A 22,460-nucleotide genomic window follows, 5' to 3' on the forward strand; every position below is an offset into this window, starting at 1 on the left:
GATTCCTGACCCCTGACTCCCGATCGGATCCCAGCCCGGCACCTCTGCCGCTTTCCGAAATACCGGGCTCAGGTCCGATCTGTTGGATCCTGTAGCCCGCGGCTACAGACGACCTGCTGCTTTGAGAGCCAGGTAGGCGTCGGCAAGAGCCGGCGCGAGGGTGTCGGGAGTGGCGTCGACTACAACGACTCCGTGCCGTTGGAGCTGATCCGCCGTTCTGCGACGTCGGGCCTTGGCCTGGGCGGCTGCAGCCGCTTCATAGACCGCGTCCACCGTTCCCCTCGCGCCGGCCATCTCCTCGATGTGCGGATCGCTGACAGCCGCCAGCACCACGGTGTGCCGCTGTGTCAGGCGGGACAGCACAGGCAGCAGACCCTCCTCGACGGGGGCCGAGTCGAGACTGGTCAGAAGCACGATCAGGGAACGGCGAGGGGCGTTCGCCAGAGCCATGGCACTGAGGCCGCGCGCATCCGTTTCCACCAGCTCCGGTTCGAGCGGTGCCATGGCATCCACCATGGCCGACAGGACTTCCCCGGATGCCCGGCGCTGAACGCGGGCGCGCAGACGCCGGTCGTAGGCGAGTAGATCGACCCGGTCGCCTGCCCGGGTGGCGAGAGCGGTCAGGAGCAGTGACGCGTCCATCGCGGCGTCGAGCCGAGGGACATCACCGACCCGCCCAGCCGATGTCCGGCCCGTATCGAGCACGACGAGGATGTGACGGTCGCGCTCGGGGCGCCACGTCCGTACAGCGACGGCAGACTGGCGGGCGGTGGCCCGCCAGTCGATCGAGCGGGCGTCATCGCCGGGTACATAGGCGCGAAGACTGTCGAACTCCGTACCCTCGCCACGGGTCAGGACGCTGGTGCGGCCGTCGAGTTCTCGCAGTCTGGCGAGCCGGGACGGCAGGTGCTTGCGACTGGTGAACGGCGGCAGAACCCGGACCGTCCAGTGCAGTTGATGGATGCCCTGGCGCGCCGCGAGACCCAGCGGGCCGTACGAACGGACGGTGATCTGCTCGGCCCGCCGGTCGCCGCGGCGGGTGGGGCGCAGGAACGTGGTGATGCGGCGGCGTTCGCCCGGCGGGACCGTCAGCCTGTGGCGGGACGCCGACTGTTCCGTGCCGGCTTGCCAACTGCTGGGAGGCCAGGCATCACGGAGGTGTGCCCGCAGGCGCCGACGGGAAGGATTGACTACGGTGAGTTGCACTTCTGCGCTGTCACCAAGTCGAACGGTTGTATCACCGGATCGGGTGAACTGGAGTGGACGCACTGGCGCAGCCAGGGCATAGTCGCACAGAATTGCTAGAGACAGTGGGGCGTTGACCGCGAGCATGCCCGTCCAGCTCGGGGCCAGGATGCCTACAGGGAGTGACCCCAGGGCGGCGAGCAGCGCGGTGCGTCCGGTGAGGGCCACGACTCACCGCCTCATCGGGGTACGGGGACTTGGGCGAGGACCGAGGTGATGACGGAGTCGGGGGTGACACCTTCCATTTCCGCCTCGGGCCGGAGCTGGACGCGGTGGCGAAGTGTGGGGAGGGCCAGGGCTTTCACATCGTCCGGAATCACGTAGTCGCGGCCCGTGAGCCAGGCCCAGGCCCGTGCGGTGGAGAGCAGAGCAGTGGCACCTCGGGGTGAGACCCCGAGGGAGAGCGAGGGGGAATCACGCGTGGCACGACAGATGTCTACGACGTAGCCGGCGATCTCGGGGGAGACGCTGGTCCTGGCGACAGCGGCGCGAGCGGCTTCCAGATCGGCCGGTCCCGCGACCGGGCGTATGCCCGCTGCTTTGAGATCTCGGGGGTTGAAGCCGTCGGCGTGGCGGGTCAGGACATCGATCTCGTCCTCCCGGGACGGCAGAGGCACCGTCAGCTTGAGGAGGAAGCGGTCCAACTGGGCTTCGGGGAGCGGGTATGTGCCCTCGTACTCCACCGGGTTCTGGGTTGCCGCGACGAGGAAGGGGTCGGGGAGGAGCCGGGGGGTTCCGTCAACGGTGACCTGCCGCTCTTCCATCGCCTCCAGGAGGGAGGACTGGGTCTTGGGCGGTGTCCGGTTGATCTCGTCGGCGAGCAGAAGGTTGGTGAAGACCGGCCCCTGCTGGAAGGAGAACTCGGCGGTGCGGGCGTCATAGACGAGCGACCCGGTGACATCGCTGGGCATCAGGTCGGGGGTGAACTGGACGCGTTTTGTATCGAGTTCGAGCGATGCCGCGAGGGCACGGACCAAGAGGGTCTTGGCCACGCCCGGCACGCCTTCGAGCAGGACGTGACCTCGGCAGAGCAGTGCGACGACAAGACCGGTGACCGCCGGGTCCTGCCCGACCACGGCCTTGGCGATCTCGGAGCGCAGGGCTTCCAGGGAGGCGCGGGCGGTGTCGTCGCTCCGGTTGGTGTCGGCTGTCCCGGCGGAAACGGGGGGCGGGGCGGTCATGAGGTACGAACCTCCCTTTCGAGGGAGTCGAGTTGGTCTGCCAGAAGGACGAGCGCGGCATCGTCGGAAGGAGCCGGGCCGAAGATCAGTTCTCGAAGGCCGTCGTCGGCCGTGCTGAGGCGGGCGGAGACGGCGGGCAGGAGGGTGGCGGGGGAGTGGGCGTCCTGTGGGGAGACGCCGACGAGAGGGGCGATGCGGGTGCGGGAGGCGTGACGCAGTGCGGTGGCGGCGCGATCACGTGCGTTGGTCTTGCGGTGGAGGCGGGCGCGGCCCTCGGTGGACTCGGAGGCGCGGATGGCCACGGGCAGCCGCTCAGCGATCACGGGGCCCAGGTGACGTGACCGCCAGACGGCGGCGAGTGCGGCGGCGAGTGCGAGTTGCAGGGCGCCCCACAGCCAGCCCGAGGGGATCAGGTCGATGAAACTGCTCTGGCCGCCGGCGCTCTCGTTCCCCGTTCCGCCGTCATCGTGTTCGCCGCCTGTGGCGGAGGGGTCATCGAGCGAAGGGAGGTACCAGATCAGATGCGGTTGGGAGCCGAGGAGTTGAAGGGCCAGCGAGGCATTGCCCTCCTTGTCCAGGCGGTCGTTGTACAGGATGTCGGGAGAGCCGAGAAGGACGGTGTCGCCCGCTGCCGGGTGGCGCAGGAGCAGCAGGGAGGGAAGGCCGTCGGCCGGGTAGCAGGCGAGGGCGTCGAGGCTGTCCGTGGAGTAGCGCAGGCCACCCGTCTCGGCGGTGCCGGCCAGCCGGGCCGCTTCCAGGGGGCAATGAGGGGCCCGAGTGGTCACCGGTGCGGCGGACTGCGCGCGGACACCGGGGGCCAAGGCGCGCACGGAGGGAGGTCCTGCGGCGAGGAGGACGGTCCGGCCGGCGGTGGCGGTGGTTGCCGTGCGGAGGGTGTGCTGCTGGTAGGGCGTCAGCAGGTTGGGTGCGGTGACGAGCAGCGTGGTGTCCGGTCCCGCCGCCGACGTGGCGTCCTTGAGTGTGGTGACGACCCGGACGGAGACGCTGCGGTCCTTGAGGAGTTCGGCGACGGCCCGGCTGCCGTAGCGGTCGGCGGAGCGGGGGTCGAGACGTCCGTGCCGGTCGCCGGAGTGGGTGGCGGCCAGCGCGATTCCGGCGGCGACGAGCACGAGTACGGCGAGCAGCAGTCCTCGTGTGCGGATCCAGACCTGACGAGCGGTCGGGGACGCCGAGGAGGAAGCGGCGGTGGCCACGGTCATCCGGCGGCTCCCGGGAGCGTGCCACTCAGCTGGGGCCTGGTGGATTCGAGCTCCAGGTCCAGGGCGAGCAGGGTCCGGTACGCCTGCTGGTCGGCGGTGCGGCCGCCGTACGTGACGTCGTCGAACTGCCGGGCGGCCGCGTGCAGTCGCGTGGCGTGTGCGGGGAGCGGCCGTCCGGCCTCCGCGGCGGCTTCGTCGGCCGTGCGGCCGGGGCGCGGGTCCAGGAGGGCGCGTTCTTCGAGAGAGCGGACGATGGCGCGCATCCGTTCTTGGACCGCCTGGTTCCAGCGGCCGGCGGCGGCGTGGGTCTCGGCGGCGGTGCGGTGTTCCGCAGCACTGTGGGGACCGCTCTCGAAAAGGCCGTCAGCCGTTCCGGGAGCGCGTTGCGGGGTCCCCAGCCGCCACCGGAGTGCGGCGGCCAGGGCGAGAACGATCAGCGCGAGTACGACCAGCCCCGTCGGACCGCCCAGGGCGGCGCCCGAGGCGGACGAGAGGAGATCACCGACCCAATTCCACAGGTGGTCGAGAGCACGCTGGAGGAAGTTCGGATCGTTCTCGTGGTACGCCGGTTCGGACAGTTCGTGCCGTGCCGCCTCGCGGGCGGGCACCCGTGGGGTGTCCACGGGTATGCCGCCGCCGGCCCGGATCAGCAGCTGTGCGGCCGCCGTGCCGCCCGCCCCCGACACGGCGTCAACTCCTGTTGTCGTAGCCCGGCAGACCGGCTGCCCTGGCGAGTTCGAGGTCGAGTGCCTCGCGCCGGATGCGCTGGTCCACGTAGAGCAGCGCCGTGACTCCTGCGGAGAGCGGGTAGGTGATCGTCGCGACGACCACGTCACCGATTCCGGAGACGATCAGGAACGACCAGCCGAAACCGTTGGCGTCATCGGTGAGGAACGAGCTCATTCCGCCACCGTCCACAGCGATGGCGATGAGGCCGAACGGAATTCCGATCACCACGGCCACGATGAGAGTCAGCAGCCAGGTGAGTGCCAGGATGCCGAAAGTCCGCCACCAGGCGCCCCGGACCAGTTTGGCGGAGCGTCGCATGGAGGCGGTGATCGACTGCCGTTCCAGCATCAGAGCGGGCGAGGCGAGGCAGAAGCGGACCATCAGCCAGGCCAGCACGACACATGCTGCGAGAAGCCCGAGGAAGGCGAGCCCGACACCCGCCGTGTCTCCGATCAGGAAGCCGGGAAGGATCCCGACGGCCATGATGGCCACGGCCATGACAGCGAGCAGGAGTGTCAGGCCCAGCAGCGCGAGCAGCCGGGGCCGGGCCTCGGCCCACGCGTCGGAGAGGGTGACGGGGCGGCCGAGCACCGAGCGGCTGATCACGACGGTCAGCACCGCTGTGGTGAAGATGGTGGCGAGCATGGTGATGAGCAGGGACGGCCCGAGATCCAGCAGGCTGGCCCGGAGCGAGTCGGCTGCCTGTCGCAGGGCCTCCGAGCCCGTGGCGTTCGCGTCGATCGACGGGGGCTCGGGCAGCAGGTAACGCTGTACGAGGATGATCGCGGTCTGCGCGATCACGGAGACGGCGAGTGTGAGGCCGAGGACCGTGCGCCAGTGGGCGCGCATGGTGGAGACCGCGCCGTCCAGGATCTCGCCGACGCCCAGTGGCCGGAGCGGGATGACGCCGGGCCGGTCCGCATGCGGCCGGCCCCTCCCGGGGCCCTGGGGCCGGCCGCCCCAGCCGGGGGCGGGAGGCGGTGCGCCGGGGCCGGTGCCGGGACTGCTCGGTGGGGACCACTGCCCTGCGGGCGGCTGTGTGGAAGACCAGTTTCCCACAGGTCCGCTGCTGTCGACAGGTTCGGAAGGCCGGGGGATCCCCGTCTCCTGGCCGTCGGAGGGGGCAGATCCGGGCGAGGCCCAGCCCGGAGTGTCGTTCATTCGCGCTCCTTAACGGTCCTGCCCGCTCATCGGGGCGGCAGGTTGGCAGCCATCGTGCCACGCGTCGCACCGGTCCGGTCCTGGTGCTCCATCTCCTTCGTACCTTCATTTCCCGGCGGGTCACCGGGCAGACTGGGCGGATGGCTGATCAGGACGCGCAACCGCCGGTGGGCATAGCACCCTCGGCCCTCTCCGTACTTCGCTGGGACGAGCCCCCGGAAGGTCCTGCGGTGGTGCTCCTCGACCAGACGAGGCTGCCCGCGGAGGAAGCCGAGCTGGTGTGCGCCGATGTGCCCGCACTGGTCGAGGCGATCCGGGCCCTGGCGGTGCGGGGAGCGCCGCTGCTGGGCATCGCGGGGGCCTACGGCGTGGCTCTCGCCGCGGTACGGGGGCAGGACGTGCAGGCTGCCGCGGCACTGCTGGAGCGGGCGCGGCCCACCGCGGTGAACCTCGGCTACGGGGTCCGGCGGGCCGCCGGGGTGTACCGGGCGGCGGTCGAGAAGGGGGCAGGCCCGGAGCAGGCGGCGGCCGAGGCGCTGGCGGAGGCCAGGGCCCTGCACCGGGAGGACGCCGAGGCCAGTGGCCGTATGGCGCGGTTCGGGCTCGCCCTCCTGGACGAGCTGCTGCCCGACGGCGGTCACCAGCTGCTGACCCACTGCAATACCGGGGCGCTCGTCTCGGGAGGAGAGGGGACCGCTTTCGCGGTGGCGCTCGGCGCGCACCGGGCCGGCCGGCTGAGGCGGCTGTGGGTCGACGAGACCCGTCCGCTGCTCCAGGGGGCGAGGCTGACCGCGTACGAGGCGGCTCGCAACGGCATGGCGTACAGCGTGCTCACGGACAACGCCGCAGGATCGCTGTTCGCGGCGGGGGAGGTGGACGCCGTACTCATCGGGGCGGACCGCATCGCCGCGGACGGATCAGTGGCCAACAAGGTGGGGAGCTATCCGCTGGCGGTGCTCGCGCAGTATCACCACGTACCGTTCATCGTGGTGGCCCCGACCACGACCGTGGATCTGGACACCGCGGACGGGGCATCGATCACCGTGGAGCAGCGACCGGGGCGAGAGGTGACTGAGGTCACATTTTCTCGGTCCGGGGCGGCCGGCCGGGAAACGGGCGGTGTCGTCGTGGCACCGCAGGGATCCCCGGCGTACAACCCCGCCTTCGACATCACACCGCCGGAGCTGGTCACGGCGATCGTCACGGAGGAGGGCGTAATCTCCCCGGTCACAGGGGTCGGGCTGGCAGAGCTGTGTGCCAGGTCATCGCAGATAACGATTAGCTAATGGGATGATGTCGATTATGAAGGGACGCGTCCTTGTCGTCGATGACGACACCGCACTGGCCGAGATGCTCGGCATTGTGCTGCGTGGTGAGGGATTCGAGCCGTCGTTCGTAGCGGACGGCGACAAGGCACTTGCTGCATTTCGTGAGGCGAAGCCGGACCTGGTTCTCCTGGATCTCATGCTGCCCGGTAGGGACGGCATCGAGGTCTGCAGGCTGATCAGGGCCGAGTCAGGTGTGCCGATCGTCATGCTCACTGCCAAGAGCGACACGGTTGACGTGGTGGTGGGCCTGGAATCCGGGGCCGACGACTACATCGTCAAACCGTTCAAACCTAAGGAGTTGGTTGCCCGGATCAGGGCACGTTTGCGGAGGTCAGAGGAGCCGGCACCGGAGCAGCTCACCATTGGTGATCTGGTCATAGACGTGGCCGGGCACTCGGTGAAGCGGGACGGGCAGTCCATCGCCCTGACCCCGCTGGAGTTCGACCTGCTGGTCGCGCTCGCCCGTAAGCCGTGGCAGGTCTTCACCCGTGAGGTACTGCTTGAGCAGGTGTGGGGATATCGCCATGCCGCCGACACCCGGCTGGTGAACGTGCACGTTCAGCGTCTGCGTTCCAAGGTCGAGAAGGACCCGGAGCGGCCGGAGATCGTGGTGACCGTCCGAGGCGTCGGTTACAAGGCCGGACCGAGCTGACATGTCCCTGGGTAGCGCTGCTCCGAAGCCCGGGGAGCCGGGAGTCCGTGCGGAGCGGGCTGCCGGTTCAGGGCACACACCGTCTCACGTCGGGCTCTTCCTGCAGGGCGGCCGGTTGTTCCAGAACCGGGCGCCCGGCGGGCCGGTGCCCCGACTGCTGATGCGCTGGGTGCGGCGTCCGCTGCTGCCGGCCGTGCGGCTGTGGCGGCGCAACCTTCAGCTGCGGGTCGTCGCGGGCACGCTGCTCATGTCGCTCGGTGTGGTGCTGCTGCTGGGCCTGGTCGTGATCGGCCAGGTGCGCAACGGATTGCTGGACGCGAAGGGCAAGGCGGCCCAGACCCAGGCCGCGGGCGGGTTCGCGGCCGCCCAGGAGAAGGCGAACGCACCGCTCACCCCCACTCCCGGGCAGGGCGGCGACGCCGCGGACGGCACCACGGCCAACAACTCCTGGCGGACCGAGCTGGTCGACCAGCTCGCCAGTGGCGGGAAGAACGCCTTCAACGTCGTGGCGCTCAGCGCCGACGAGGGCTCCCGCGCGCCCCGCGGCTCCGGCGGCGTCGAGGCCGCGAGCATCCCGCAGAGCCTCCGTGAGTCCGTGAACAAGGGCCCCGGAGCGTTCCAGACGTACTCCCTGATCCGGTACGCGAACGGGCAGGATTCGCAGCCCGGTCTCGTCGTCGGCAAACGGCTGTACGACATCGACCGCAACCCCTACCAGCTCTACTACCTCTTCCCGCTGACGCAGGAGGAGAAGTCGCTGACCCTGGTCAAGGGCACGCTGGCCACCGCAGGTCTGTTCGTGGTCGTGCTGCTCGGGGCCATCGCCTGGTTCGTGGTGCGCCAGGTCGTCACCCCCGTACGAATGGCGGCCGGGATCGCTGAACGGCTCTCGGCCGGGCGGCTCCAGGAGCGGATGAAGGTCACCGGCGAGGACGACATCGCCCGGCTCGGCGAGGCCTTCAACAAGATGGCGCAGAACCTTCAGCTGAAGATCCAGCAGCTGGAGGAGCTCTCGCGGATGCAGCGGCGGTTCGTCTCTGACGTGTCGCACGAGCTGCGCACCCCCCTGACGACGGTACGGATGGCCGCCGATGTCATCCATGAGGCACGCGTCGACTTCGACCCCGTCACGGCTCGCTCCGCGGAGCTGCTCGGTGATCAGCTGGACCGTTTCGAGTCGCTGCTCTCCGATCTGCTGGAGATCAGCCGGTTCGACGCCGGGGCCGCGGCGCTGGAGGCCGAGCCGACAGACCTGCGGCAGGTCGTGCGGCGGGTGATCGGCGGTGCCGAGCCACTGGCCGAGCGCAAGGGCACCCGGATCCGGGTGGTCGGTGACGAGCAGCCGGTGATAGCGGAGGCCGATGCGCGTCGCGTCGAGCGGGTCCTGCGCAATCTGGTCGTCAACGCCGTCGAGCACGGTGAGGGCCGCGATGTCGTGGTGCGGATGGGGGTGGCCGGTGGAGCGGTCGCCGTGGCCGTCCGGGACTACGGGGTGGGCCTGAAGCCCGGCGAGGCGACCCGGGTGTTCAACCGTTTCTGGCGGGCCGACCCGGCCCGCGCACGGACGACCGGCGGCACCGGACTGGGGCTGTCGATCGCCGTCGAGGACGCCCGGCTGCACGGCGGCTGGCTGCAGGCCTGGGGCGAACCCGGCGGCGGCTCGCAGTTCCGGCTGACCCTGCCGCGCACGGCGGACGAGCCGCTGCGTGGTTCACCGATACCGCTGGAGCCCGAGGACTCGCGGCGCAACCGGGAGAGCCGGGAGCGGGCCGCGGCGGCGCCCGCACAGGCCGCGGGCAGCGAGCACCGGCTGCTCGCGGTGCCCTCCCAGACGGCGTCGGGTACGGACCGCTCACCGCTGCCGGTGCCCGCCCGCGCCCCCGCGACCGCCCGGACCGCACCGGTCTCGGTACACCCGGCCGCGCTGCCGGGCAACGGCGCACGGGTGGTGCCGCGCCCCGCAGGGGAGCGCACCGGCGCCAACGACTCTCCGGGGCAGGATTCCGGGCGGGAGGACACGACTCGTGGGCACTGACCGTCATCAGGGCGGCCGCGGACGCGCGGCGGAGCTGACCGTGCTGCTGGGATGCGGCGCGCTGCTGCTCACCGCATGCGGCTCGATGCCCGTCACCGGGGACGTCAAGGCGGTGGACGCCTCCCAGCCCGGCGATTCCCAGGTGCAGGTGTACGCGGTCGCACCACGTGACGGTGCCACGCCCAACGAGGTGGTCGACGGTTTCCTGGAGTCGATGACCAGCGACGACTCCGATTTCCGGACGACGCGCAAATACCTCACGCCGGAGGCGTCGAAGTCCTGGAAGCCGAGTGCGCTCACCACCGTGCTGGCCAAGGCGCCGAACCGGAGCGACCGCCCGGTCCACGAGAGCGACCGCTCCACCACCGAGGTCAGCTACACCTTGTCCGGCGAGAAGGTGGCGACGGTCGACGAGCAGAACGCGTACCAGCCGCTGGCCCCGGCGGACTACTCCGGCGCCCTCCATCTGGTGCGGCGGAAGGGGCCGAACGGCAAGGAGTGGCGCATCGACACGGTGCCCGACGGCCTGGTGCTCGGGCAGTCGGACTTCAAGCGGCTCTACCGCTCCGTCAACAAGTTCTACTTCGCCACCGGGCTGTCCGAGGCGGAGTCCACACTCGTCGCCGACCCCGTCTACATCCGTAACCGGACGGACCCCACCACCGGGATGGACACCGTCACACAGGCGGTCCGCAGCCTCCTGGGGGGCCCGACCGACTGGCTGCGGCCGGTGGTCAGATCGCGCTTCCCGGCCGGGACGAAGCTGCGGAAGGACGTCGTCTCGCTGACGCCCGACGACCGCAACGTACTGAAGGTCCCGCTCGACAAGAAGGCGGACGGGGCAGGCCAGCGCTCCTGCCGGATGATGGCGTCGCAGGTGCTCTTCACCCTCCGGGACCTGACCTCGGCCCGGGTCGAGCAGGTGGAGCTCCAGCGCTCGGACGGTTCGACGTTGTGCGTGCTCGGCTCCGACCAGGCGGAGGAGTACGCCCCCGACGGTTCCTCCGGCGGGCCCGACAGCCAGTACTTCGTCGATGCCAAGGGGCATGTGCAGCGCATCCCGGGGAGCACCCGGGGCAGCGGGGAACCGGAGCCGGTGCCCGGACCGTTCGGCGCGGGCACGGCGCGGGTGAGCGAGGTCGGCGTGGCCCGGGACGAGCAGCTGGCGGCGGCGCTCTCACAGCATCGCGACGCGCTCTACGTGGCTTCCATCACCGAGGACGGCCAGCTGCCGGCCCCGGCGGTGACGAGCGGGGCCAGCGGCGCCGACAACCGCCTGACGGCCCCCAGCTGGGACGGCAGGGGCGACCTCTGGGTCGCCGACCGGAACCCGGACAATCCCCGGCTGCTGCGGCTGGCCGGTGGCGCGGGCAAGCCGCAGGAGGTCACGGTGCCCAGTCTGAACGGCAGCCGGATCAAGGGGCTGCGGCTGTCCTCGGACGGAGTGCGCATCGCGCTGCTGCTGACGAGTGACGGCCACACGACGCTCAAGATCGGCCGGATCGAGCGCCGCGGACCGCAGGACAAGCAGCAGGTCTCCGTGGTGGATCTGCGGCAGGCGGCCCCGCAGCTGGCGGATGTGACCGCGATGTCGTGGTCGGGCGGCAGCCGCCTCGTGGTGGTCGGCAAGGAGCAGGGCGGCGTGCAGCAGGTCCGCTATGTGCAGGCGGACGGCTCGACACCGTCCTCCGGTGTGCTCCCCGGGGTGAACCAGGTGCGGGCGATCGCCGCGGCGGACGACGAGCAGTTGCCGCTGATGGCGGACACCCAGGGCGACGGAATAGTGAAGCTGCTGCCCGGGGACAACTGGCAGACGGTCCTCAAGGAGGGCTCGGCGCTGGTCTACCCGGGCTGACGCCGATAGCGCGCGAGCCCCTCGGCGCGGGGCCCGTCCGCCGGTCCCGGGAGGTTTTCCACAGGGGTGGTCCGACGGCCCCGGCGGGGGCACAGTGGAGACATGCGCGGGTGGTGGCGGGAGATCACCGGACTGGTCCTGCCGGTGGCCTGTGGGGGCTGCGGCAGACCGCGGACCGAGCTGTGCGAGGAGTGCGCCGCCCAGCTCCACGGTGCACCGCCGCGCCGAGTGCGCCCCGATCCCGAGCCGGCCGGTCTGCCCGCCGTGCTTGCCGCCGCCTGCTACGAGAACGCGGTACGTGCGCTGCTCCTGGCCCACAAGGAGCGGGGCGTGCTCGGCCTGGCGGGGGCGCTCGGCAAGGCGCTGGCGGGTGCGGTGAGGGCCGGAGCGGGCCCGCCGCCGCTTCCCGGACCGCTGCTGCTCGTGCCGGTCCCCTCGTCGCGCCGGGCCGTGGCGGCGCGCGGGCATGATCCGACGCGCCGGATCGCGCTGGCGGCCGCGGCGGAACTGCGGCGCGCGGGCACCCCGGCCTCGGTGGCGGCGGTGCTGCGGCAGCGGCGTCGGGTGGCCGACCAGTCGGGGCTCGGCGCCGGGGACCGCCGGGTGAACCTGGCGGGGGCGCTGCAGGTGGTGCCCGGAGGCGGGCGGCTGCTGGGCACCGGGCGGGTGGTGCTGGTCGACGACCTGCTCACCACGGGCGCCTCGCTGGCCGAGGCGGCACGCGCGATCGACCGGGCGGCAGGGCCGGAACGCACGGGTTCCGGGGTGCGCCGGGCGGCCGTCGTCGCAGTATCTCCGTCCGCCTTCGAAATAAACCGGAACTGGAACTGAACTTGCATCGTTGCAGGTAGTGAGTGGGTAAAAAGACCTGAACGGAGGTACGTGCGAGTAGCGGGTGCCGACAGGCGGCCGAGCAGGCTATGTTCGGTTGTGAGGAATGGTGAATGCCAGACCTCGGCGAATGCACTACCAGGTTTCGGGCAGGTGACCCACCAGCAGTTCAGAACCGGAAATTCGGTGGGGTGCAGACCTCGCCGCCGGGGGAGGAGGAGGTGGAACCCACCGAGTCCGCGGCTCCGGTTACCACCGGGGCCTGGTGCAAAAGGGAGATGCTCCGCCACCGAGCGGAGCGATCCGGGAACGGAGTTCTGCGTGGACATCGTCGTCAAGGGCCGCAAGACCGAGGTGCCCGAGCGGTTCCGCAAGCACGTGGCCGAGAAGCTGAAGCTGGACAAGATCCAGAAGTTCGACGGCAAGGTGATCAGCCTCGACGTGGAGGTGTCCAAGGAGCCGAATCCCCGTCAGGCCGACCGTTCCGACCGGGTGGAGATCACGCTCCGCTCGCGTGGACCGGTCATCAGGGCGGAAGCGGCCGCAGGCGACCCGTACGCAGCGCTGGACCTGGCCACCGGCAAGCTGGAGGCCAGGCTGCGCAAGCAGCACGACAAGCGCTACAGCCGTCGTGGCTCGGGCCGCACCCCGGCCGCCGAGGTCGGTGAAGTAGTACCGGAAGCGGCTTCGTTCAACGGCGACGGCGAGCTGATCGCCGACGAAGGTGCGAAGCCCGTGCCCACCACCAGGATCGGCTCGCTTGAGGTGCAGGGCGAAGGACCGCTGGTGATGCGCGAGAAGACGCATGTCGCGGCACCCATGTCGCTCGACCAAGCGCTGTACGAGATGGAGTTGGTCGGACACGACTTCTATCTGTTCGTCGATTCCGACACGAAGGAACCGAGTGTCGTCTACCGGCGGCACGCGTACGACTACGGCGTCATCCACCTGAGGACCGACCCGCTGGCCGCCGACGAGGCGGGCGGCGCGGGTGGGGCGCTCGGTGGCTGACAGCACCAATCCGTGGTGCCCCTGGAGCGCCATGTGCGCCCCCAGGGGCACCGGCGTGCGACCACTGGATCACCGCTCTGACGTCCAGGCATGAAATCATGGCGGCCCAAGCCAATCTGTGCTGTGTGAACTGCCGTTGGCGGAGAGTTTGTGAACTTCAGGCCGTGGCCTTCAGGGGGAGGAACGATGGCGGACACCTTCGGGCCCGTGCGCGATGCGAATGATGCCGACGCTGCTTCCGGTGTCCGCACCGGAACGGACGATGACGGCGGTTCGGGCAAGGAACCGATCAGGGTCCTCGTGGTCGACGATCACGCCCTCTTCCGCAGAGGGCTGGAGATCGTCCTCGCTCAGGAGGAGGACATCCAGGTCGTCGGTGAGGCCGGGGACGGGGCGGAAGCCGTGGACAAGGCGGCCGATCTGCTGCCCGACATCGTGCTGATGGATGTACGGATGCCCAAACGCGGCGGCATCGAGGCCTGCACCGCCATCAAGGAGGTGGCCCCCAGCGCGAAGATCATCATGCTGACGATCAGCGACGAGGAGGCCGACCTCTACGACGCCATCAAGGCGGGCGCCACCGGCTACCTCCTCAAGGAGATCTCCACGGACGAGGTCGCCACGGCGATCCGTGCGGTGGCGGACGGGCAGTCCCAGATCAGCCCGTCCATGGCGTCGAAACTGCTCACCGAGTTCAAGTCGATGATTCAGCGGACCGACGAACGCCGGCTGGTACCGGCGCCCCGGCTCACCGAGCGTGAGCTCGAAGTCCTCAAACTGGTCGCCACGGGCATGAACAATCGCGATATCGCGAAGGAACTCTTCATTTCCGAGAACACCGTGAAGAACCACGTCCGCAACATTCTGGAGAAGCTCCAGCTGCACTCCCGGATGGAAGCCGTGGTCTACGCCATGCGAGAGAAAATCCTTGAGATCAGGTGACCGGGCCGGGTAAAGGCCTGGGAATGCCTGGAGCTATGCCAGAAGGCGGGCGATTTCCCGGGTGAGCGGTCCGCGCAGCTCCGGTGCGTCGACCCGCTCCAGGCGGACATCCGTGCAGTCGACCCAGGAGGCCGCCTCGACCAGCGCCTCCGCCATCGGCGGCACGGCCTTCGGCCCCGCCAGGGATACCTGCCGGGCGACCAGCGTCGTCCCCTCGCGCGCCGGGTCGACCCGGCCCTGGAGCCTGCCGCCCGCCAGCAGGGGCATCGCGAAGTAGCCGTGGACCCGCTTGGGCTTGGGGACGTAGGCCTCCAGCCGGTGGGTGAAGGCGAAGATCCGCTCGGTGCGCGCCCGCTCCCAGACCAGCGAGTCGAACGGCGACAGCAGCGTCGTACGGTGCCGGCCGCGCGGCTCGGAGGCCAGCGCCGCCGGATCGGCCCAGGCCGGCTTCGTCCAGCCCCGCACCGCCACCGGCACCAGGCCGGAGTCCGCGACCACCGCGTCGAACTGCTCCGCCTTGAGCCGGTGGTAGTCGGCGATGTCCGCGCGGGTGCCCACACCCAGTGACTGCCCGGCGAGCGCCACCAGCCGGCGCACGCACTCCGCGTCGTCCAGATCGTCGTGGAGCACGGAGGCGGGCAGGGCGCGCTCCGCGAGGTCGTAGACCCGCTTCCAGCCGCGCCGCTCCGTGCACACCACCTCGCCGTACATCAGGGCCCGCTCGACGGCGACCTTCGAGGCGGACCAGTCCCACCACTCACCGCCGTTGTTCGCACCGCCCAGCTCCGTGGCCGTCAGCGGTCCCTCGGCGCGCAACTGCTTGATGACCGTCTCGTACGCGCCGTCCGGCAGGTCGTGGTGCCACTGCGGGCGCGCGCGGTAGGCGCGGCGGCGGAAGGCGAAGTGCGGCCACTCCTCGACCGGCAGGACGCACGCCGCGTGCGACCAGTACTCGAAGGCGCGGCCGCCCGACCAGTACGCCTCCTCGACCGGGCGCCGGCCGACCGCGCCGAGGCGGGCGTACGGAATCAGCTCGTGCGACCGCGCGAGCACCGAGATCGTGTCGAGCTGGACGGCGCCGAGATGCCGCAGCACGCCCGGCACCCCGGCCCGGCGGTCCGGAGCGCCCAGGAAGCCCTGGGCGCGCAGGGCGATCCTGCGGGCCTGATCGGCGGAGAGTTCGACTGCGGGAGGCTGCACAGGCGTCATGCCTCGAACCCTAGAGGGCGGCACTGACACTCCGGCCCGGCCTTCGCCCCGCTCACGGGCGGACGGGGGTGCTCGCCGGAAGGTAGGCGCAGGTCCCCGGCAGCCCGAGGTCGGACGGGAGCAGCGCGCCGGTCCACGTATCGCGTCGCACCCCCTTGTTGAGCAGTCCCGAGCGCTGATCGCCCTCCATGACGAAGCCGGCCCGCAGCGCCACGGCCCGTGAGGGGACGTTGCCCGTCTCGGCCCGCCACTCCAGCCGGTCCCCGCCGAGCGCGGTGAAGGTCCAGTGGGCGGCGCGGCGGACCGCTTCCGTCATGTAGCCGCGGCCGCGATGCTCCCCGGCGGCCCAGAAACCCACCTCGTAGGTGCCCGGCTGGTTGCCTCGGTTGAGGCCGAGCGCACCGGTCAGCGCCCCGCCGTCACGCAGCACGACGGCGAAGTTGTACATGGAGTCGTCCTGCCAGCCGGCGGGCGAGAGCCGGCCGGTGAAGAGCTCCGCGTCACTGCGGCCGTACGGCGAGGGGACGACCGTCCAGCGCTGGATGTCGGGGTCCTGACAGGCGGCGTACACCTCGGCCGCGTCGCCCGGGGCGAAGGGGCGCAGCAGCAGACGGTCGGTGGTGAGGGTGATCGGTTCCATGTACGGATTCTGCTGACCGGCCGGGGCGGAGGGCGAGCACTTTTCGCCCTTCCCGGCACCTTCGGCGCCCTTCGTCCGTTGATCCGGGAGGGCACTGCGAGCTCAAGGCAGTGGCAGCCCTCCCGGCGCGGCGGGGTCCTCGCTTACGATGGCCGTTGCGGTGGGGCCCACCTGCCGTGCCCGTGCCAGAGTCCATAACACGACCCAGTGCCAGGCCCGACCGGCAAGGAGACCAGCCTCAGTGTCCGTCTTCAACAAGCTCATGCGTGCAGGCGAAGGCAAGATCCTGCGCAAACTGCACCGCATCGCGGACCAGGTCAGCTCCATCGAAGAGGACTTCGTCAACCTCTCCGACGCCGAGCTGCGGGCGCTCACCGACGAGTACAAGGAACGGTACGCGGACGGCGAGAGCCTGGACGACCTGCTTCCCGAAGCATTCGCGACCGTCCGTGAGGCCGCCAAGCGAGTCCTCGGACAGCGCCACTACGACGTTCAGATGATGGGCGGCGCAGCCCTGCACCTCGGCTATGTGGCCGAGATGAAGACCGGTGAGGGCAAGACCCTGGTCGGCACGCTGCCCGCGTATCTCAACGCGCTCTCCGGCAAGGGCGTGCACCTGATCACGGTCAACGACTATCTGGCCGAGCGTGACTCGGAGATGATGGGCCGGGTCCACAAGTTCCTCGGGCTGAGTGTCGGCTGCATCATCGCCAACATGACTCCGGCCCAGCGCCGCGAGCAGTACGGCTGCGACATCACGTACGGCACGAACAACGAGTTCGGTTTCGACTACCTCCGCGACAACATGGCGTGGTCGCAGGACGAGCTCGTCCAGCGCGGTCACAACTTCGCGATCGTCGACGAGGTCGACTCGATCCTGGTCGACGAGGCCCGTACGCCGCTGATCATCTCCGGCCCCGCCGACCAGGCCACCAAGTGGTACGGCGACTTCGCCAAGCTGGTCACCCGGCTCACCAAGGGTGAGGCGGGCAACCCGCTCAAGGGCATCGAGGAGACCGGCGACTACGAGGTCGACGAGAAGAAGCGGACCGTCGCGATCCACGAGCCCGGTGTCGCGAAGGTGGAGGACTGGCTCGGCATCGAGAACCTCTACGAGTCGGTGAACACCCCCCTCGTCGGGTACCTCAACAACGCGATCAAGGCCAAGGAACTCTTCAAGAAGGACAAGGACTACGTCGTCATCGACGGCGAAGTCATGATCGTCGACGAGCACACCGGCCGTATCCTCGCCGGCCGCCGCTACAACGAGGGCATGCACCAGGCGATCGAGGCGAAGGAAGGGGTGGACATCAAGGACGAGAACCAGACCCTCGCCACGATCACCCTGCAGAACTTCTTCCGCCTCTACGGCAAGCTCTCCGGCATGACCGGTACGGCGATGACCGAGGCCGCCGAGTTCCACCAGATCTACAAGCTCGGCGTGGTGCCGATCCCGACCAACCGGCCGATGGTCCGGGCCGACCAGTCGGACCTGATCTACCGCACCGAGGTCGCGAAGTTCGCCGCCGTCGTCGACGACATCGCGGAGAAGCACGAGAAGGGCCAGCCGATCCTGGTCGGCACCACCTCGGTCGAGAAGTCCGAGTACCTCTCGCAGCAGCTCTCCAAGCGCGGTGTGCAGCACGAGGTCCTCAACGCCAAGCAGCACGACCGGGAGGCGCCGATCATCGCGCAGGCCGGCCGCAAGGGCGCCGTCACCGTCGCGACGAACATGGCCGGCCGCGGTACGGACATCAAGCTGGGCGGCAACCCCGACGACCTGGCGGAGGCGGATCTGCGTCAGCGCGGACTCGACCCGGTGGAGCACGTCGAGGAGTGGGCGGCCGCGCTGCCGGCGGCGCTGGAGAAGGCCGAGCAGGCGGTGAAGGCCGAGCACGACGAGGTCAAGGACCTCGGCGGGCTCTACGTCCTGGGCACCGAGCGGCACGAGTCGCGCCGTATCGACAACCAGTTGCGCGGTCGTTCCGGCCGTCAGGGCGACCCGGGCGAGTCCCGCTTCTACCTGTCGCTGGGCGACGACCTGATGCGCCTGTTCAAGGCGCAGATGGTCGAGCGGGTGATGTCTATGGCCAATGTGCCGGACGACGTCCCGATCGAGAACAAGATGGTGACGCGGGCGATCGCCTCGGCCCAGTCGCAGGTCGAGCAGCAGAACTTCGAGACGCGTAAGAACGTCCTGAAGTACGACGAGGTGCTCAACCGGCAGCGCGAGGTCATCTACGGCGAGCGGCGCCGGGTGCTGGAGGGCGAGGACCTCCAGGACCAGATCCGTCACTTCATGGACGACACGATCGACGACTACATCCGCCAGGAGACGGCGGAGGGTTTCGCGGAGGAGTGGGACCTGGACCGGCTGTGGGGCGCGTTCAAGCAGCTCTACCCGGTGAAGGTGACGGTCGTCGAGCTGGAGGAGGCCGCCGGGGATCTCGCCGGGGTCACCGCCGAGTTCATCGCGGAGTCCGTCAAGGACGACATCCACGAGCAGTACGACGAGCGTGAGAAGACGCTCGGCTCCGACATCATGCGCGAGCTGGAGCGGCGCGTGGTGCTGTCCGTGCTGGACCGCAAGTGGCGTGAGCACCTCTACGAGATGGACTATCTCCAGGAGGGCATCGGGCTGCGGGCCATGGCGCAGAAGGACCCGCTGGTCGAGTACCAGCGCGAGGGCTTCGACATGTTCAACGCCATGATGGAGGGCATCAAGGAGGAGTCCGTCGGCTACCTGTTCAACCTGGAGGTCCAGGTCGAGCAGCAGGTCGAGGAGGTGCCGGTGCAGGACGCGGCGGCGACCTCGCTGACCAAGGAGGACGCCGTTCCGGCGGCGCGTCCGGAGATCCGGGCGAAGGGGCTCGACGCTCCGCAGCGTCCCGACCGGCTGCACTTCTCCGCTCCCACGGTGGACGGTGAGGGCGGTGTCGTCGAGGGCGACTTCTCCAACGTCGACGGTGACGCGGTCGGTGCGGGTGCGGGGGCCGGGGGTGAGTCCGACGGGCTTACTCGGGCTGAGCGGCGCAAGGCGCAGAAGAGTGGTGGGAGTGGGCGGCGCCGCAAGAAGTAGCGCGCGCTGATCGCTTCGATCTGGATTACGGCCGGGGCCGGGCACCGTTTGGGTGCCCGGCCCCGGCCGTTCTGTCTGGTGGTGGTGGCTGCGGTGGTGGGGTGGGTGGGGCGCCTGCGGCGGGCCTCGTCCCCTCCCCGCCCCTTCCCGAAACCGGGGCTCCGCCCCGGACCCCGCGCCTCAAACGCCGGCGGGGCTGGATGGGGCGGAGGGGCTGGGTGTGGGGTGGAGGGGTGGGTAGAGGCCGGAGGGCCGGGGCGGCGGGGGAGTTAGGGGAGGACTGTGGAAGGTGGGTGCGTGGGTCTGTGTGGGCTTGTGAGGGCTTTGCGGTGGTGCGGGTGTGGGATTCGGTGGTGAGGGCTGCGATCGGGCTCGTACGGGCCGGTGGTGGGGTCCTCTCGTCACGGGCGGCGGGCGGGGGCGCTGCCCAGTTCCACCGCGGCGCAGCGCCAGCGGAGGTCGGGGCCCTGTTCCAGGCGGAAGGCCATGGCCCGGACCTGTTCGCCCGCCGCGATGCTCGCGCAGGCCTCCACCACCCCTGGGGCCGGCTGGGCGCCCCGGCACATGCGGATCACCGGGCGGGCGCCATGGCTCCTGAGGGGTGTGGCGGGGGCCAGTTCGGCCAGCTGGTCGTAGGCCTCGCCGATGGTGTGGCCGAGCATCCAGTGGACGGGGCGCTGGCCGCTGAGGACGGCCAGGAGGCGTTCCGCGAACCACTGGTGGGGGCGGACGCGCCGGGGTGTCCGGAGGCGTTGCGAGGGGACGGTCTCGGGCCTGCGTGCGTCGTGCCGTCCGGCGGGCCGGGTCCTGTTCATGGTCACTGCTCATCGCCCCCGTGCTTCAGAGGCCCGGCAAATACCGGGCGGTAACTTCTGCTGTGGACCTTCTACGGGGGCGGCGGACCGGCCGCAAGCCTCCGAGGGCGCGGGGCAGCGGGCCCGGAATTCACCTATCCGGGTGGCGGACCCGGTACGGAGCGGGGAGCGGGGACGGGGCGGGCAGGGTGAGTGGCGGTCGCCGGGTGGACGGGGCGGGGGCCGTACAGGTAACCCCAAAGGGGGACGCCGCACGTATCCTGAGGGCGTCTCCGACTACGAAAGCGGCCAAGCCATGCGCGTGTACGTCCCCCTGACCCTCTCCGGTCTCGCAGCGGCGCACCGGGCGGGCGAACTGGGCCCCGGCCCGCTCACCGCCTACGCGGTGACCCCCGGTCTGCGCGAGTGGTACGTCTCCGACGACATCGAGGAGCTGGAGTACGCGGCGCTCAACCGGGCCGCGTCCGCCTCGCTGCGGCTGATCGCCGGGGACCCGGGCGCCGCCCGCCGCCGCGTCGTCGTCGCGGTCGACGTACCGGACGGGGACGCGGTCGCCGACCCGGATCACATCCTGGACGCCTCCTCGCTCGGCGAGGTCACGATCGCCCCCGCGGTGGCGCTGGCGAAGGCGGCCGCGGTGCACGTCGACTCGGACGAGGCCGACAAGGACGTCACGGCGGCCGCGGCCGCGCTGGGAGCGGCGGACCTCGGTGACGACGACGCCCAGTTCACCGTGGACGGCGCGGAGGACCACGAGCTGCTGTGGTTCGGGATCCAGGAGATTCCCAACCTGATCGGCTGAGCCGAGCCGAGCGGGAGGCCGCAGGGCCGCTGCTTCGCCGGTTGTCGGTGGCTACGGGTATTTTTCTTGGCATGGGGACGCAGGGGAAATACCGCACACATCTGGTCTGGGACTGGAACGGCACACTGCTCGACGACAATCTCGCGGTCGTCGGCGCGACCAACGCCGCCTTCGGGGAGGTCGGCGTGGCGCCGATCACCCTGGAGCAGTACCGGGAGATGTACTGCATACCGATACCCCGGTTCTACGAACGGCTGATGGGCCGGCTGCCCACCGAGGCCGAGTGGGACCGGATGGATCTTGTCTTCCACCGCCACTACACCGAGCAGCGCGGCGGCTGCGGGCTGACGGCGGGGGCCGCGGAGCTGCTCTCGCAGTGGCAGCAGGCCGGCCGGAGCCAGTCCCTGCTGAGCATGTACGGCCACGACGAGCTGGTCCCCGTGGTGCGGGGATACGGCATAGAGCCGCGTTTCGTGCGCGTCGACGGCCGCACCGGGCGCTCCGGCGGCAGCAAGGCGCAGCACATGGAGCGGCATTTCGCGGCACTGGGCGGGATATCTCCGGAGCACGCGGTGATCATCGGTGACGCGGTGGACGACGCGGTGGCCGCCGCCCACGTCGGTGCGAGAGCGGTGCTCTACACCGGCGGTTCGCACAGCCGGACCAGCTTGGAGGCGGCCGGGGTGCCCGTCGTGGACACCCTGGCCGAAGCGGCGGCCCTGGCCGAGCGGCTCGTCGCGTAGGAGCCCACGGGAGCGGCGGCAGGACCGGTGGCAGGAGCGGCGGCGACGCCCGCGCGGCCCGTCGTCAGGCGACCGGGGCCTTCGCGCGGAGCACGGTCAGGAACTCACGCATCCAGGCCGAGTGGTCCGGCCAGGCGCGGGACGACACCAGGGTGCCGTCCACCACGACCTCGGTGTCCTGGAAGGCGGCTCCGGCCGACTCCATGTCCGGTTCCAGCGCGGGATAGGCCGTGACCCGGCGGTCCTTCAGCGCGCCCGCCGCGGCCGTCATCAGCGGGCCGTGGCAGATCTGGGCCACCGGGCGGTCCGTGTCGAAGAAGGCCTTGAGGATCTCGCGCAGCCGGGCGTCGTTGCGGAGGTACTCGGGAGCGCGCCCGCCCGGGACGACCACGGCGACGTAGTCGTCCGGGTCGACGTCCGCGAAGGCCAGGTCGGCGGGCCAGGTGTAGCCGGGCTTCTCCGTGTACGTGTCGAAACCGGGCTCGAAGTCGTGCACCACGAAGCGGAGCGTCTTGCGGGTGGGGGCGGCGATGTGGACCTCGTAGCCCTCCTTGCGCAGCCGCTGGTACGGGTAGAGGACTTCGAGGGACTCGGCGGCGTCGCCGGTGACGATGAGGATCTTCGGTGCCATGGCGGGGCTCCCACGGTTCGTCGGCCTGTTCCGGATGCCTGTTCCGGATACCGGTGCCGGACGCCTCTTCGGGCTACCGGCTCCGGCTACCAGAGTGCGACTCACCGGCTCGACGCGCTGTCCAGAGTGTCAAAGTCTGGGGCTTTCTTTTGTACACATCCGGCTCGTGACGGTTACCGGGCCGGGGGAGATAGCCTGGACCCCGTGATCAGCGCGATAGCCCTCGGGGGCTGTGAAGCCCCCGGCCTTCGCCCGGAGTGCCACAGCACCCGGGCCCCGACTGATCCCCTCGGCCCGGCCCGACTGCCAAAAATGGCCAATAAGGTCCCGGGCGTCTCTCATAGCGGCATA

Annotated in this window: 19 protein-coding genes; 10 read left to right on the forward strand and 9 right to left on the reverse strand. The window is 70.4% G+C overall.

Translation table 11 applies throughout. From position 1 onward, the window contains the following. Positions 1 to 102 precede the first annotated feature (102 nt). From RLT59_RS24390 to RLT59_RS24410, 5 genes are read right to left on the reverse strand one after another with little or no spacing between them, the layout of a single operon-like run. Complete coding sequence (locus RLT59_RS24390) at positions 103 to 1,413, reverse strand: DUF58 domain-containing protein (protein WP_311305372.1); 1,311 nt, start codon at positions 1,411 to 1,413, stop codon at positions 103 to 105. 11 nt (positions 1,414 to 1,424) lie between these two features. Then, on the reverse strand, positions 1,425 to 2,426 hold the full coding sequence (locus tag RLT59_RS24395) for an AAA family ATPase (protein WP_311305373.1): 1,002 nt from the start codon (positions 2,424 to 2,426) through the stop codon (positions 1,425 to 1,427). After that, a complete protein-coding gene (locus tag RLT59_RS24400) occupies positions 2,423 to 3,646 on the reverse strand; it encodes a DUF4350 domain-containing protein (RefSeq protein ID WP_311305374.1) in 1,224 nt (407 codons plus the stop codon). The genes RLT59_RS24395 and RLT59_RS24400 overlap by 4 nt, the downstream gene beginning before the upstream one ends. Further along, positions 3,643 to 4,332 carry a DUF4129 domain-containing protein gene (locus RLT59_RS24405; RefSeq protein WP_311305375.1) on the reverse strand — a complete coding sequence of 230 codons (690 nt, stop codon included), beginning with the start codon at positions 4,330 to 4,332 and terminating at the stop codon, positions 3,643 to 3,645. Before RLT59_RS24405 ends, RLT59_RS24400 begins: the two co-directional genes overlap by 4 nt. Before the next feature lie 4 nt (positions 4,333 to 4,336). After that, on the reverse strand, positions 4,337 to 5,536 hold the full coding sequence (locus RLT59_RS24410; RefSeq protein WP_311305376.1) for a DUF7544 domain-containing protein: 1,200 nt from the start codon (positions 5,534 to 5,536) through the stop codon (positions 4,337 to 4,339). Between the two features lie 140 nt (positions 5,537 to 5,676). On the opposite strand from RLT59_RS24410, the gene mtnA reads away from it, so the two are divergent. The 7 genes from mtnA (at position 5,677) to RLT59_RS24445 (ending at position 14,190) form a co-directional block, all read left to right on the forward strand. Next, positions 5,677 to 6,822: an S-methyl-5-thioribose-1-phosphate isomerase gene (mtnA, locus tag RLT59_RS24415; RefSeq protein ID WP_311305377.1), complete on the forward strand. Its 1,146-nt coding sequence runs from the start codon at positions 5,677 to 5,679 to the stop codon at positions 6,820 to 6,822. Between the two features lie 4 nt (positions 6,823 to 6,826). Further along, a complete protein-coding gene (gene mtrA / locus RLT59_RS24420) occupies positions 6,827 to 7,516 on the forward strand; it encodes a two-component system response regulator MtrA (protein WP_187740742.1) in 690 nt (229 codons plus the stop codon). 1 nt (position 7,517) lies between these two features. Beyond that, positions 7,518 to 9,551, forward strand: coding sequence for an MtrAB system histidine kinase MtrB (mtrB, locus tag RLT59_RS24425; protein WP_311305378.1), 2,034 nt, complete (start codon positions 7,518 to 7,520; stop codon positions 9,549 to 9,551). 85 nt (positions 9,552 to 9,636) lie between these two features. Then, entirely contained in the window at positions 9,637 to 11,406 is a 1,770-nt protein-coding gene (locus RLT59_RS24430) for an LpqB family beta-propeller domain-containing protein (RefSeq protein ID WP_311307841.1), read from the forward strand. Between the two features lie 102 nt (positions 11,407 to 11,508). After that, complete coding sequence (locus RLT59_RS24435; protein WP_311305379.1) at positions 11,509 to 12,237, forward strand: ComF family protein; 729 nt, start codon at positions 11,509 to 11,511, stop codon at positions 12,235 to 12,237. Positions 12,238 to 12,558: 321 nt separating this feature from the next. Next, entirely contained in the window at positions 12,559 to 13,248 is a 690-nt protein-coding gene (hpf, locus tag RLT59_RS24440; protein WP_311305380.1) for a ribosome hibernation-promoting factor, HPF/YfiA family, read from the forward strand. A gap of 186 nt (positions 13,249 to 13,434) precedes the next feature. Then, positions 13,435 to 14,190 (forward strand): response regulator, encoded by a 756-nt coding sequence (locus RLT59_RS24445; protein ID WP_311305381.1) that lies wholly within the window; start codon positions 13,435 to 13,437, stop codon positions 14,188 to 14,190. A gap of 33 nt (positions 14,191 to 14,223) precedes the next feature. On the opposite strand, the gene RLT59_RS24450 is transcribed toward RLT59_RS24445, so the two are convergent. Continuing rightward, on the reverse strand, positions 14,224 to 15,399 hold the full coding sequence (locus tag RLT59_RS24450) for a winged helix-turn-helix domain-containing protein (protein ID WP_311305382.1): 1,176 nt from the start codon (positions 15,397 to 15,399) through the stop codon (positions 14,224 to 14,226). Between the two features lie 52 nt (positions 15,400 to 15,451). After that, positions 15,452 to 16,039, reverse strand: coding sequence for a GNAT family N-acetyltransferase (locus RLT59_RS24455; RefSeq protein WP_311305383.1), 588 nt, complete (start codon positions 16,037 to 16,039; stop codon positions 15,452 to 15,454). Positions 16,040 to 16,280: 241 nt separating this feature from the next. Between RLT59_RS24455 and secA the strand changes: the two genes are divergently transcribed. Then, positions 16,281 to 19,118 (forward strand): preprotein translocase subunit SecA, encoded by a 2,838-nt coding sequence (gene secA, locus RLT59_RS24460; protein WP_311305384.1) that lies wholly within the window; start codon positions 16,281 to 16,283, stop codon positions 19,116 to 19,118. Positions 19,119 to 19,519: 401 nt separating this feature from the next. Here the strand turns inward: secA and RLT59_RS24465 are convergent, their stop codons facing one another. Further along, positions 19,520 to 19,939, reverse strand: a complete 420-nt coding sequence (locus tag RLT59_RS24465) for an Rv3235 family protein (protein WP_311305385.1) — start codon at positions 19,937 to 19,939, stop codon at positions 19,520 to 19,522. Between the two features lie 289 nt (positions 19,940 to 20,228). Here RLT59_RS24465 and RLT59_RS24470 point away from each other — a divergent pair, with 289 nt between their 5' ends. Further along, the gene (locus RLT59_RS24470) at positions 20,229 to 20,735 is read left to right on the forward strand and encodes a DUF6912 family protein (RefSeq protein WP_311305386.1); all 507 of its coding nucleotides are present in this window, start codon (positions 20,229 to 20,231) and stop codon (positions 20,733 to 20,735) included. 71 nt (positions 20,736 to 20,806) lie between these two features. Next, positions 20,807 to 21,478, forward strand: a complete 672-nt coding sequence (locus RLT59_RS24475) for an HAD family hydrolase (protein ID WP_311305387.1) — start codon at positions 20,807 to 20,809, stop codon at positions 21,476 to 21,478. A 64-nt stretch (positions 21,479 to 21,542) separates the two neighbouring features. On the opposite strand, the gene RLT59_RS24480 is transcribed toward RLT59_RS24475, so the two are convergent. Then, a complete protein-coding gene (locus RLT59_RS24480; protein WP_311305388.1) occupies positions 21,543 to 22,109 on the reverse strand; it encodes a DJ-1/PfpI family protein in 567 nt (188 codons plus the stop codon). Positions 22,110 to 22,460: the final 351 nt, after the last annotated feature.

The organism is Streptomyces sp. ITFR-6, assembly GCF_031844725.1.
GTDB lineage: Bacteria > Actinomycetota > Actinomycetes > Streptomycetales > Streptomycetaceae > Streptomyces.